This is a genomic window from Bacillota bacterium (genome assembly GCA_012837335.1).
GTDB lineage: Bacteria > Bacillota > Limnochordia > Darwinibacteriales > DTU012 > DTU012.
In genome coordinates this window covers 1-13,111 of record DURM01000027.1, presented here as the reverse complement: position 1 = coordinate 13,111, position 13,111 = coordinate 1, and the positions used below count along the sequence as shown (strand labels likewise).

At 50.5% G+C, this 13,111-nt stretch carries 11 protein-coding genes; 8 read left to right on the top strand and 3 right to left on the bottom strand.

Going from position 1 to position 13,111, the window contains the following annotated elements:
* Positions 1-8 precede the first annotated feature (8 nt).
* The 3 genes from GX019_04085 to glnA form a co-directional block, all read right to left on the bottom strand.
* The gene (locus GX019_04085; protein HHT36338.1) at positions 9-3,479 is read right to left on the bottom strand and encodes a family 78 glycoside hydrolase catalytic domain; all 3,471 of its coding nucleotides are present in this window, start codon (positions 3,477-3,479) and stop codon (positions 9-11) included.
* Between the two features lie 132 nt (positions 3,480-3,611).
* Entirely contained in the window at positions 3,612-4,352 is a 741-nt protein-coding gene (gene nadE / locus GX019_04080; GenBank protein HHT36337.1) for an NAD(+) synthase, read from the bottom strand.
* A 3-nt stretch (positions 4,353-4,355) separates the two neighbouring features.
* Entirely contained in the window at positions 4,356-5,684 is a 1,329-nt protein-coding gene (gene glnA / locus GX019_04075) for a type I glutamate--ammonia ligase (GenBank protein HHT36336.1), read from the bottom strand.
* Between the two features lie 136 nt (positions 5,685-5,820).
* Here glnA and GX019_04070 point away from each other — a divergent pair, with 136 nt between their 5' ends.
* The 8 genes from GX019_04070 to GX019_04035 all read left to right on the top strand — a co-directional run.
* On the top strand, positions 5,821-6,963 hold the full coding sequence (locus GX019_04070; GenBank protein ID HHT36335.1) for an alanine--glyoxylate aminotransferase family protein: 1,143 nt from the start codon (positions 5,821-5,823) through the stop codon (positions 6,961-6,963).
* A 12-nt stretch (positions 6,964-6,975) separates the two neighbouring features.
* Positions 6,976-7,638 carry an HAD family hydrolase gene (locus GX019_04065; GenBank protein ID HHT36334.1) on the top strand — a complete coding sequence of 221 codons (663 nt, stop codon included), beginning with the start codon at positions 6,976-6,978 and terminating at the stop codon, positions 7,636-7,638.
* Positions 7,639-7,642: 4 nt separating this feature from the next.
* Positions 7,643-8,419, top strand: a complete 777-nt coding sequence (locus GX019_04060; protein ID HHT36333.1) for a TIGR00159 family protein — start codon at positions 7,643-7,645, stop codon at positions 8,417-8,419.
* On the top strand, positions 8,416-9,534 hold the full coding sequence (locus GX019_04055; protein ID HHT36332.1) for a hypothetical protein: 1,119 nt from the start codon (positions 8,416-8,418) through the stop codon (positions 9,532-9,534). The genes GX019_04060 and GX019_04055 overlap by 4 nt, the downstream gene beginning before the upstream one ends.
* 19 nt (positions 9,535-9,553) lie before the next feature.
* Entirely contained in the window at positions 9,554-10,891 is a 1,338-nt protein-coding gene (locus GX019_04050; protein HHT36331.1) for a phosphoglucosamine mutase, read from the top strand.
* A gap of 134 nt (positions 10,892-11,025) precedes the next feature.
* Positions 11,026-11,376, top strand: coding sequence for a holo-ACP synthase (gene acpS, locus GX019_04045; protein HHT36330.1), 351 nt, complete (start codon positions 11,026-11,028; stop codon positions 11,374-11,376).
* A 1-nt stretch (position 11,377) separates the two neighbouring features.
* On the top strand, positions 11,378-12,913 hold the full coding sequence (locus GX019_04040) for an NAD(P)H-hydrate dehydratase (GenBank protein HHT36329.1): 1,536 nt from the start codon (positions 11,378-11,380) through the stop codon (positions 12,911-12,913).
* 29 nt (positions 12,914-12,942) lie between these two features.
* Positions 12,943-13,111 (top strand): alanine racemase (locus tag GX019_04035; GenBank protein HHT36328.1); only part of this gene is annotated, 169 nt, incomplete at its 3' end.

The window sequence follows — 13,111 nt, the reverse complement described above, 5'->3', positions numbered from 1 at the left end:
TTTTATTATTAGGAAAGTGGTGCAGTAAAGCGGTAGCTTCCTGCCTGGAGGCGGTACACTGCTTTTTTGTTTTTATACTCGATAAACTCAACTCCGGCGCTCAGCGCTGCAGCTTGATCCTGTTCTCGAATCGAGTTTGGATCCGCAGCTGGGATGTAGATAGTGGCAGTGGTGTTAGCTGGAACCTCAACTTCGAGAATAAGGCTGTCGTTTTCATATTTCCAAGCGCTTTCAATGCGGCCATAGACCGAATCATAGCTGCCTTCTGCAAAGGTCATCCTGCGATCTGGATCGGGTGTCGGCTGCAGAATGAAGTGTTTAAAGCCGGGATTGTCCGGATCTCTCTGGATTCCTAATGAATGGCTCATCAGCCACTGGCCGACTGCTCCGAAAGAGTAGTGGTTAAAGGAATTCATCCAGTTGTGGCCGGCGAACCCCTTCTCTTCGGTGAAGCCATCAAGCCGCTCCCAGATCGTTGTGGCTCCATGGATGACCGGATAGAGCCAGGATGGATATTCGGTCTGCTGCAGCAGGCGGTAGGCGGCTTCGTCCCAGCCGGATTCAGATAAAGCAGTGCTGATCCAGGCTGTGCCGATAAAGCCTGTCATTAAGGTATACGGCGGCCGCAGTTCACCCTCATCATCCACATTCTCCCTTGCTACTGCTTCTAAGAGATACTTACGGGCATAAGGCAGCGCATCGTCGCTAAATACTCCCAGCGCTAATCCTACTGCGTAGGATGATTGGGTATCGATTAAGGTTTTTCCGTCAAAACGGGTGGTACGGTAGTCTTCATTGACAAAATGCTTGTTGAAAAACGCCTTGCGCTGTTGATACTTGTGCTGAAACTCTGCCGCATCTTCTTTCCGGCCGAGAATTGCAGCGATTTGAGCCATAATTCCTAAATCATAAACATGGTAGGCTGTAACTAAAAAATGGTTTTCATTTTTGCTGTTTTCTGGTCCCAGCCAGTCGCCTAAGCGGCTGTCGGTAATTAAGCCGTTCTCGTCAGTTGCCGCGTCGAGATGGTGCAGATAAGATTTCATAGCTTGGTAGTTATCTTCGAGAATTCGTCTATCTCCATACTGGAGGTAGACTTCCCAAGGAATAACGATGCCGGCACTGCCCCACAGCAAACCGCCGAAGCCTTCTCCGTACATCGGAGCCGTATCGCCAAAGCGGCCGCTGGCAGCCTGGGTATCCCGCATATTCATCATATGCCGCGCGAGAAAACCCGCGGTATTGGAAAGATAGACCGCTGTGCGGGAGAAAACCGAGATATCGCCGCTCCAGCCCATCCGCTCATTGCGCTGGGGACAGTCGGTGGGAATTGATAAGAAATTGCCCAGCTTGGACCAGACAATATTCTGCCACAGACGGTTGACCAGCTCGTTTGATGTGCGGTATTCAGCAGTAAGTTCAGTAATAGAGGTAATCACCAGTCCCTGGACCGCTTCCAGCGGCAGTGGCTTATCGATGCCGGTAATCTCGATGTAGCGGTAGCCGTGGAAGGTGAAATGAGGCTGGATAACCTCTGATCCGCCTTTGCGAATATAGGTGTCGTGGGAATGGGCAGCGCGGTAGTTTTCCATCATGACCATGCCCACATTCGCTCCCGACTGGGGGAGATCCGGATACAGCATCTCACCATAGCGGAGGGTTACCACCGCTCCGGCCGTGCCGTTGGGAATCGTGATTCTTGGAATTCCCACCATATTTTGGCCCATATCATAGACATATACACCGGGGCGGGGTTCGTGCAGTTTAACTGCTGTCAAGGTTTTATACACTTGGGGACTGGCACCGATTTGGCCGACCAGCTTCAGGTTTTCATAGTTAAACTCAAATTCACCGGAATATTCGGTAGTGATTTTACCTAAGAACGCGGTTCCTTCAAGGGGTACTTCCACTGCCGGTTTCCAGCCAGCATCATCGAAATTAGGGGTGTCCCAGCCAAAAACTGCTGCTTCTTTCCGGGCATCATAGTTCTCTCCCTGGAAAAAACTGGAGTAAATAATCGGTCCATCATGATAGTACTTCCAGGTTTCGGGATTGGTGGTGATAATCTCTTCTTTTCCGTCCTTGTAGCGGATTACCAGTTTGGCCAGGAGTGATTGGCGGTCGCCGAAATAGTTCCAGTTGCTGCTGGTATAGCTCAAATAGCCGCTCCACCAGCCTTCGCCAAGGAGAGCTCCCAGAGCATTCTTACCTTCAGGATTAAGCAGATCGGTTACATCATAAGTTTGGTACATGTGGGTTACATCGTACTGGGTAAAGTCGGGTGTAAAGTAGTAATCGCCGACCAAAGAACCGTTCAGGTAAATTTCATAAACTCCCCGAGCCGTTACATATAAGCGGGCTCGATCTATTTCCTGGGGTGAGGCAGTAAACTCTGTCCGCAGCATCGGCATCGAGTTGCGGCTGGGATCAGCTGTGGCAAAGATACCGGTGCTGCCGCCGTCAACAAAGTAGCAGCCATTCTTGATTTTAAGATCTGAATCAGCAAAAATACCGCTGTAATTCGTTCCGTTTAAATCCTCCTGGAAAAGAATCGCATAAGGACTGCGGTAATTGCGAATGGTTAACTTGCTAAACAGCGCTTTCTGGCCAGGTTCGGCCGCAAACCCAATATCCGCCAGCATGGGGAAAGTAATGTAATCGTAGCCCCGACCGATTGGGTTGATCTGAAAGTCCTTGGCAAGGCAGTTATCTCTGCCGTTGATATAAATTGAGATAAGACCGGTTAATCCTTCGATTTCGATGCTGTGCGCTGCGTACTTGTTTTCGTCATTAATGAGCTGTTTGGCAATGGGAAAAGAAGCGAAAGGCCTGCTAGGATCATCGCCAGGAGCAAATCCAGCGCGGTAAACATGAAGTTTCGCCTGACCGCCTGAATCCAGTGCAGAAATATCCAACTCCAGCTTGATATAGCTTTCATTAACTTTACTTTCGAGGTTGTAAATATTCATATTCCGGTTCAGCAGGCGGGCATCGTTGGCGCCGAAGATAAAACTTGCTTTACTGCTGCCTTCCAGCAGCTGCTGTTGATATTGAATCCGAAATACCGAAAGCACATGGGAATTTAAGGGCAGATCTTCATCACTGCCGCCGATCCAGACTGCGCCGTCCCAGGCCTGGTATGAGGGGTCCATCAATCCGGTTTCAAACCATGAAGAAGCGGAAACCGCAGCCCCTTCCTGATCCCAGACAGTAACAGTCCACATGTAGCGGGTAGTGGGCTGCAGCGCTTCGCCTTCATATAGTATACCGACCGAGATTCCACTTTCCACTTTACCGGAATCCCAAACCCGGCTGCCCTCGGCATCGTCAACTATAATTTGATAAGCGGTCTGATGGTAGCCGCGGCTGTGGGCAGGTGCGGTCATCTGCCATGCAAACCGAGGATTTGACACATCAATTCCAAGCGGTGTTTCCGTATATTCCACTGTTAATTGATGCAGCTCAGCCTTTGATTTCATGCTCTGACGCCTCCTTTAATGATAATCGTATTCCCATTTACATTCTCTTCTGCATGCAAACATTTTTTACCTGCTAATAACAAAACGCTGCGTCCTGACTCAGTCAGTCTGCAGCGTAAACTTTCACTTCTCCTAGCGCCGGTATCCCGGCGGCAGTTTTCTTTTATGCTCGGAAACTCGATGCATTCTCTCGATAATTTCCTGATCCCGCTCCGGCACAGGATTTCCGTTTAGGTATGCATCGATGTGGGTGTAGGTAGTGCCCATTTCCGCCTCATCGGTTTGGCCTTCCCACAATCCCGCGGAGGGAGCTTTATTGATGATTCTATCCGGAATTCCCAGCAGTCTGGCCAGCTCCCGCACTTCCGATTTTGTAAAGTCAACGATGGGCAGCAGATCGCAGGCGCCATCACCGTACTTGGTAAAGTAGCCGGTGAAGTATTCTGCTTTATTATCTGTTCCGACCACCATGTAGTTTAGGGCGTTGGCAGCTGCATATAAGGCGCTCATTCGTAATCTGGCCCGTAAATTGGCATCGGCGTTTCTGCGGTGCAGCTGCTCGGCTGGAAAGATATTTTCAAGTTCCTGCCATGATTTATCCATCATGCTCTGATGCTCCGGTGTTAAATCCAGCTCATAGGCATGGAGTTTAAGGGTCTCCACTACTAATCTGGCGTCAACCAGATCCTGGGGATCGGATTTGATGGGAATGATAATGCCGAGGGAGTTGTCCGGATAGGCTTTTTTGATCAATGCAGCGGTAACCGCCGCATCAATACCTCCGCTGATACCTACAACCAGTCCCTTAGCGCCGGCTGCTTCCACCTGATTCCGGAGCCAATCAACAATTTTAGGAATTTCTTGAGCTAACATTATTTACACCCCCAGATATTTGTCAATCTCCCACTGATGCACATGGCTGTTGTACTCCCGCCAATCATGCATCTTAGCCCTCAAGAATTGAGTAAAGATATGATCGCCGAGGGCGGCTCTAATTACTTGATCCGCTTTTAAAGCCTGAATCGCATTTTCCAGCGATGGGGGCAGGGAAGTGATTTGAGCTTTTTTTCGCTCCTGATCATTCATGCTGTAAATGTTCTGGCTCAGTGAGGGTGGTGGTTCAATCTGATTTTTAATTCCGTTCAGACCCGCTTTAATGGTTACCGCAAAGGCCAAGTAGGGATTGCAGGATGGGTCAGGGGAGCGGAGTTCTACCCTAGTGCTTTCTCTGCGGCTCGCCGGCACTCGCACTAGGGCTGAACGGTTCTGAGCCGACCAGGAAATATAGACCGGGGCTTCATAACCGGTAGTCAGCCTTTTATAAGAGTTCACCAATGGATTGGTTATGGCTGTGTATCCCGGGGCGTGGTGCAGTAAGCCCCCGATAAAATATAAAGCAGTCTTGCTCAGCTGAAACTGCTCATTCGGATCATAGAAAGCATTTTCGCCATTCTGATCCAGTAAGGAAAAATGGGTATGCATCCCAGATCCCGCTTGGCCGTGGATTGGTTTTGGCATAAAGCTGGCCAATAAGCCGTGCTGGCGAGCAATGGTTTTAGCCACGAATTTAGCTGTTGCTACGCGATCGGCGCTGGCTAGGGCATGGTCATACTTAAATCCAATTTCATGCTGGCCGAACGCTACTTCATGGTGAGAGGCTTCAATTTCAAAACCCATTTCCTCCAAGGCCACCATGATATCTCGGCGGGCGGTTTCACCGCTGTCAACAGGTCCCATATCAAAGTAGCTGGCCTTGTCCACAGCAGTGGTGGTGCCGCGGCCTTTTTCATCGAGCTGAAAGAGGAAAAACTCCAGCTCCGGTCCGGCCATTACCTGGTAGCCCATGCACTCGGCCTCAGCCAGCACTTTTTTCAGCACATAGCGGGGATCGCCCACAAAAGGCTGCCCGTTTGGATAGTGAACATCGCAGATCAAACGGGCTTCCATCAGTTCAGGATCGCTCCATGGGAAAACAGCAAAGGTATTCAGATCCGGGCGCAGATTCATATCGGATTCCTCAATGCGCACATAACCTTCAATTGCTGACCCATCAAACATAATCTCATTGTCCAGTGCTTTCGGCAGCTGGCTGATGGGAATCGTTACATTTTTAATCACGCCTAGGATATCGGAAAACTGCAGGCGGATAAATTTAATATTTAGTTCGTCAGCTAGAGCCAAAATCTCTGCTTTTGTTTTACCCATTGCTGTTCATCCCTTTGATGAAATAGTTAATCTTATGAAATAATACCACTAAGATCCTCGCATTGTCAATCAGCGTGGAGGATTTAAAAACGGTTACGGCGAAAAGAGCGATAAGGCATTTTGGAGGTGTAGACTCATGATTTCAGAACAAAAACAGCTCCGCATCCCCGGACCAACGCCAATACCGCATCAGGTGACGGCAGCGTCAGCCAGTCCCATGGCCAACCACCGTGGACCGGAGTTTAAACCAAGATTAACAGCGGTGCTTGAGCGTCTTAAACCAGTTTTCCAAACTAAAAACACGGTTCTTGGATTGACCGGATCCGGCACGTCTGCTATGGAAGCAGCGGTGTCCAACTTGATAAATCCCGGGGATCCGGTGCTGGTGCTGTCGGTAGGAGTATTTGGCGACCGGTGGGCCCAGATCTGCCGAGCTTTTCAGGCAGAGGTGCATGTCTTGGAGTTTCCCTGGGGTGAAGGTGTGGATCCGGACGCTGTCACCGATTATCTGAGCAGGCATCCGGGCATCACTGCCGTTTTTGCAACCCATAACGAGTCATCCACCGGTGTTATCAATGATCTAGCCGGAATTGGCGCAGTGCTTGCCGGTTCAGATTCGCTGTATATTGTTGATGCCGTCAGCTCCCTCGGCGGAGTGGATCTTAAAACTGATGAGTGGGGTATTGATGTGGTCTGCACTGCATCCCAAAAATGCTTGATGGCTCCGCCCGGACTGGCGTTTATCAGTCTTTCTGAACGAGCGGTGGAGCGGATGAAGCAGGTTTCCAGTCCGCGCTTCTATTTAAATTTGCAGGCCTATATTGATATGCTGGCGCGGAGTGAGACACCTTATACCCCAAACATACCGAATTTTTACGCTGTGGAAGCAGCTCTGGATCTAATCGAAGCCGAAGGCCTGGCGCAGATTTTTGCCCGGCATATCTTAATGCGGGACATGGTGCGGGCAGGCTTTAAAGCTCTAGGAATGGAGCTGTTGGTTGAGGATAAATGGGCTTCACCCACGGTGACAGCGGTGAAACCCGGTTTTGATGATATCAATTCCTTTGTTTCCGACTTAAGAGACCGCTATGGGGTTGAACTTGCGGGAGGACAGGGCAGGTTATCAGGGCAAATCTTTCGGATCGGCCACATGGGTTACGCCGGACCTTTAGACATGCTCACCGCATTAGCGGCGATTGAAACTAAGCTTGGGCTTTTTGGCAAGGCGACTGCTGCAGCTGAGCAAGTTTGGAGCGAAGCGTTAAATTCCCAAACCTAGGAGGAAAACAGATTGAAAGCAGTGTTATTTGATTTGGATGGAACACTATTAGAAACAAGCTTTGATACTCTTTTAGAAGCTTATTTCAAAGGAGTTTCCGCTTCCTTTGCCGAGTGGCTGCCTCAGGATGAGTTTGTCCGCCATTTAATGGCTTCGACTTATGCGATGATTAACAGCAGCGATCCGACTCGCACAAATATTGAGGTCTTTGCAGATGAATTCTTTCCCAGAACAAATCTAGACCCCAGCTTAATGGCTCTATTTGATCGATATTATATAGAGGAGTTTCCGCGGCTTAAGTATTTAGCCAAAAAGCATCCCCTCGCGGAGAAGGTTGTTAAAACAGCGTTTGCTTATACTAATAAAGTAGTGATAGCGACAAACCCGGTGTTTCCTTTTGAACCGATTGCCGAGCGGCTGCGCTGGGCCGGGGTTGATGACTTCCCTTATGCGCTGATCACCCACGGAGAAATCATGCATTACTGCAAGCCTAATCCGAATTATTATTTGGAAATCAGTGAGAAAATCGGCGTTGATCCTCGGGACTGCTTAATGATTGGCGATGATCCGGAGAATGACGGTCCAGCAGCTGAGGTAGGGATGGACACCTTCATCCTGCAGGATGGACAAACCCTGGCTGAGGCCATAGCGTACATCTCAGCAAAAAGGAGTTAGTTATGTGAGGTTCACAATCTTAGATGCCATAGATATACTGCTGGTTGCATTTGTGATTTACAAACTGATTCATGCGATCCGCGGCACCCGGGCAATGACTTTGATTAAAGGGCTGGCGGTAATTGTGGCTGCGGGAGTTGCAGCCCAGGCGTTTTCGCTCAGAACTGTGAACTGGCTGCTGGAACAGGCAACCACTACTGTCTTTGTTGCTCTGCCCATTGTTTTTTACCCTGAACTGCGGCGGACACTGGAGCAGTTAGGGCAGGGGCGTTTATTTACCAAAACCAGTTTATCCGAAGCAGAAGAAATCGATCGCTTCATCGAGACGATTGTTCAGACTGCAGTTAAGCTTGGTGCTCGCCGGTTTGGAGCACTGATTGTAATCGAACGGGAAACAGGTCTGCAGGAATACATTGACACCGGCATTGAATTGGATGCGGTTTTAACAGAGCAGCTGCTGACCAATATTTTTGAGCCAAATTCGCCCCTCCATGATGGCGCAGCTGTGCTTCGCGGGAAAAGAATTCAGGCAGCTGCTTGTTTTCTGCCGCTAACTGAAACCAGACTTGATTCACAGCTGGGTACGCGCCACCGAGCCGCGGTGGGGATATCGGAGCAGTCAGATGCTTTAGTGGTAGTGGTTTCAGAGGAGACAGGAGCTGTTTCGCTAGCGGTGGGAGGAAGACTGCGCCGGTACCTAACAGAAAGCAGATTGCGGGAGCAGCTCCAGGCCTACCTGCATAAAGATGAGCAGCCGAGCTTGAGGAGGATTTGGCGATGAGATGGCAGCAGCGGTTAAATGCGTTTCTGAAGCGGCTGCGGCAGATTCTTCAGGATGAGGATCTTCACTATCGGTTCTTGGCTTTATTCCTAGCGATTATTCTGTGGTTTTTTGCGGGCGGACACGGTCGCCTGCTTACCAACGAGCGCGCAGTCACCCTGCAGCCGGAAGTAATCGGTCTGCCTGCAGATTATGCTCTCCTGGGGCAGCCAGGCCCTGTGCGGATTGTGATTCGCGGTACTAACACTGCTATCAGCCGCGTGGAAGAGACGGCACGAGCGGTTGTGGATTTAAGCAGCGCCATTGAGGGAGAGGGGACCTATGCGGTCGAAGTTAGTCTCCCTAAAGGTGCGGAACTGGTCAGTGTTACCCCCAGGTGGGTTAATATCACCACCGAAAGAATGCTGGCAAATGATTATGCTGTTTATGTGGGGTTGCTGGGACTCCCCACCGATTACAGCGTAGAGAACTATACCGTGGAGCCGGAAACAGTGACTGTCCGGGGACCCCGCAGCCGCATTGAGCGGGTCGCAACTGCAGCGGCGTATGTCAATCTCGGCAGCCAGACGCAGTTTTTGGAAGGAAGTTTTCCAGTCAGGGCGGTTGATGCAGCGGGTCGCGATATCGATGGAGTAACAGTTGAGCCGGAATATGTTTTTGTCACGGTTAAGCTCGCCGAGCAGAGGACTAAGCGGACCCTTCCCGTTGTGCCTCGATTTAATGGGGAGCTTGCTGACGGGCTGGCAATTGCAGAGGTGCGCCTGATCCCAGATAGTGTAACGGTGAGCATTCCTGTCCATTTTGTGAATCAGATTCAAGTTGTGGAAACGCAGCTAATCAATTTAACCGGTCTTACCGCCGGTGAATACAATATGAATATGGGCTTAAATCTGCCCGGCGGCGTTCAGGTAGAGGGCAGCGGAACTGTTCAGATTATCTTAGTAATCAGAGCAGCGGTACCGGAGAGCGAGCCTGAGCCGGAACCTGAGCTTGATCCTGAGCCTGACATGGATCAGCCGCTCCTGCCGGTTCCACCTGAATCCGAACAGCCTAACCCGGACGAATTGGAGCAGCAGGAGCCCCTTTTACCGATCGAGCCGCCAAACAGCAAGTAACCAGAGGGGGAATTTAACAATGGAAAGACTATTTGGCACCGATGGCGTCAGAGGCGTGGCCAATCAGGAGCTCACTCCTGAGCTGGCACTGCAGTTGGGGAGAGCGGGGGCAACGGTTCTAACGGAGAAAGTGAAGCGTCCCAAGATACTGATCGGAAAGGATACCCGCATTTCTGGAGAAATGCTCGAAGCAGCTTTAATTGCCGGGATTACCTCGGTCGGGGCAGATGTCTACCTGTTAGGTGTAGTGCCCACTCCGGCGGTTGCTTATCTGACCAGAGTCTTAAAAGCAGATGCCGGAATTATGATTTCTGCTTCCCACAACCCGGTTGAGGATAATGGCATTAAGTTTTTTGCGGAAACCGGCTTTAAGCTGTCTGACGAAACTGAAGATGAAATTGAAAGGTTGGTTAGAGAAGGCGTTCCCTTCCGGCCGATTGGAACTGATTTAGGTCAGGTATACCACCAGAAAAACGCTGCGCAATTATACATAGACTTCTTACTCAATACTGTGGATTACGACCTGACCGGAATGCGCATTGCCATTGACTGCGCTAACGGAGCCGCGTCACAAGTAGCTCCGGCGGTCTTACAGGCGCTGGGCGCAGAGGTTTCAGTGATCAATAATCAGCCGGATGGCACCAATATCAACTGCAACTGCGGTTCAACCCATATTAAAGTGCTTCAGGATTATGTGAAGGAGGTTGGCGCTGATCTCGGCTTTAGCTACGATGGAGACGCCGACCGGGTTTTAGCAGTTGATGAAGCGGGTAACGAGGTCGATGGCGATCATATCTTAGCTATCTGCGGGCTGCATCTTTTAGGCAAGCAGCAGCTTCCCCACAAAAAGATTGCGGCCACTGTCTATTCTAATGGCGGTCTGGCTCAAGCGCTGGAAACAGCCGGTGGGCAAGTAGTAACTACGAAAGCCGGGGACCGCTATGTCTTAGAAGCGATGCTGGAGCAGGAGCTGAGTCTAGGTGGTGAGCAGTCAGGGCATATTATTTTCCTTGAATCAAATACCACTGGTGACGGGATCCTGACTACTCTGAAGCTCTTAGGGGTAGTAAAGGAAACAGGCAAAAAACTGTCGGAGCTGGCGGCAGTCATGGAGGTATTTCCTCAGGTGCTCAAAAATGTGCGGGTTGCCAGCAAATCTGGTTGGGACCTCAATCCCAATATTCAGCAGGCGATCGAGAATGCGAAGGCCAAACTGGGCCAAAAAGGCCGGATCTTTGTGCGCCCATCCGGTACCGAGCCGGTGATCCGCGTCATGGGCGAGCATCCTGATGAGGATCTGGTAGCACAGGTTGTTGACGAAGTTTCTGCAGTGATTGAAGCGGAACAGGGAGCATAAACCCCAGATTCATCGCGGCTGAGCAAGGGAAGGAATTGCCGATTGCGATCAAGAACAATGAAAATGAATATATTCAGAGTGTAACTGTGGAGTGAATATCGGTGGCAGAAGTTATTAAGGGCTGCGGTGTTGATATGATTGAAATTGATCGCATTGCCAGAGCTCTTCGCAGGCAGAAATTTATCGAGCGGATTTATACCAAACGGGAGCAAGAACTCCTCCGGGCTAGAACAGCGCAGTCTTGGGCGGCGCGGTTTGCAGCTAAAGAAGCTGTGATGAAGGCATTAGGCTGCGGACTGCGCCAAGGCGTGCGCTTTACTGATATAGAAATACTCAATGAAGAGAGCGGCCGGCCTGTGGTTATTTTAGCGGGACAGGCACAAAAGGCTGCCCAGCTGCAGAGGGTAGCTGCTGTGCACATCAGTCTGTCTCACAACCGCAGCACCGCTGTTGCTTATGCTCTCAGCGTGGGGGAGGAAAGCTGACATGGTAGTTGTAACCGCAAAAGAAATGCAGACCATTGACAGGCGGGCAATCACAGAGATTGGGATTCCCAGTTTGGTACTAATGGAAAACGCCGGTGTGGCGGTTGTTGGAGAGATTGAGCGAGAATTTGGCGATTTAAGCGACAAGCGCTGCATCATCTTGGTGGGTAAAGGGAATAACGGTGGTGATGGTTTGGTAATCGCCCGCCACCTTTTAAACCGGAACGCTAAGGTAAAGGTCTTTTTATTGGCGGAGGAAGACCAGTTAAGCGAAGACTGCCGCTTTAATCTGCGCATTTTTAAAAAGCTGCAGGGCGAAATTCACGTGGTTACTAAGGCGAATTTATCAAAGCTGAAGATCAATCTGGCGCTTACGGATTTAGTAATTGACGCTTTGGTAGGCACCGGATTCGGAGGCGAAATCCAGGGTTTGCTCCTGGAGGTAGTAAGACTGGTAAACAACTGCCGCAAACCGGTTGTTGCTGTCGATATTCCTACCGGAGTCAATGCCACAACCGGGGCAGTCAGTTCCCACGCCGTAAAGGCAGATCTGACGGTAACCCTGGCGCTGCTGAAATCCGGATTACTGCTTTATCCAGGCCGCGAATACTGCGGCAAGATTAAGTTGGTGGATATTGGCATTCCCAAAAGCCTGTCGGTGAACGTCAAACGCTATTATACTAATGATCGGCTGCTGGATTTTCTGCCGCCGCGTCCGGCTTGGGGACATAAGGGAACCTTTGGCCGCTGTTTGATCATAGCTGGCTCCCGCTCGATGACCGGTGCGGCTTACCTTGCTGGTCAGGCAGCTCTTAGGGTCGGAGCGGGTCTTGTAAGCTTAGCAGTCCCGGAGTCGATTCGGCCGCAGTTTTTACCCAGCGAAGTTATTACTGTACCGATTCCGGATGAAGGCAGCGGCAGTTTCAAGAAAGTCAGCATTGAAACACTGCAGGAACACCTTGATAATAAAGATGTGCTGGTGATCGGTCCCGGTTTGGGTTCTGATTCAGAGCTAAAGGATGTAATCGAAGCGGTGCTGGAAAAATGGTATGGACCTCTGGTTTTAGATGCCGATGGCATCAACCACCTGGATCTAGAGTGGCTGAAATCAGTGCCGGAACAGGTCCGGCGCAGCTGGATTCTTACTCCTCACCCCGGTGAACTCGGGCGTCTCCTCGATTTATCGCCGGCGGAAATAAACCAGAATCGCTTGGAAATTGCTTGGAATACTCATAAAGAGTTAGGTGTAAATATAGTGCTTAAAGGCGCGCCTACGATCACAGCGGGGGATAATCAAGTTTATATTAACAGCACCGGCAATTCCGGCATGGCTACCGCCGGAACCGGAGATGTGCTGACTGGCATGATTGGCGGGCTCCTTGCCCAGGGGATGAATGCTTTTCAGGCAGCCGCCGCTGGCGCTTATCTCCACGGCAGGGCCGGAGATTATGTCGTCCAGGTGTACAGCCAGCGTGGCATCACAGCATCTGACCTGCTGCCGGCCATTCCCTGCGTGTTGGAGGTTGAGCCTAGGTAAAAGGCAGCTTTGACTGGAGTGAATTAAATATGAAAGAGCCCTCAAGACCGGTTTGGGCTGAAATTAGTATTGCAAACGCAGCACACAATGTAGCAGCATTGAAGCGGTTAATTGGCTCCGACTGCCAGTTGATGGCTGTGGTAAAGGCCAATGCTTACGGCCATGGAGATCTTGAGATAGCGCGAACCGCTCTAGCCC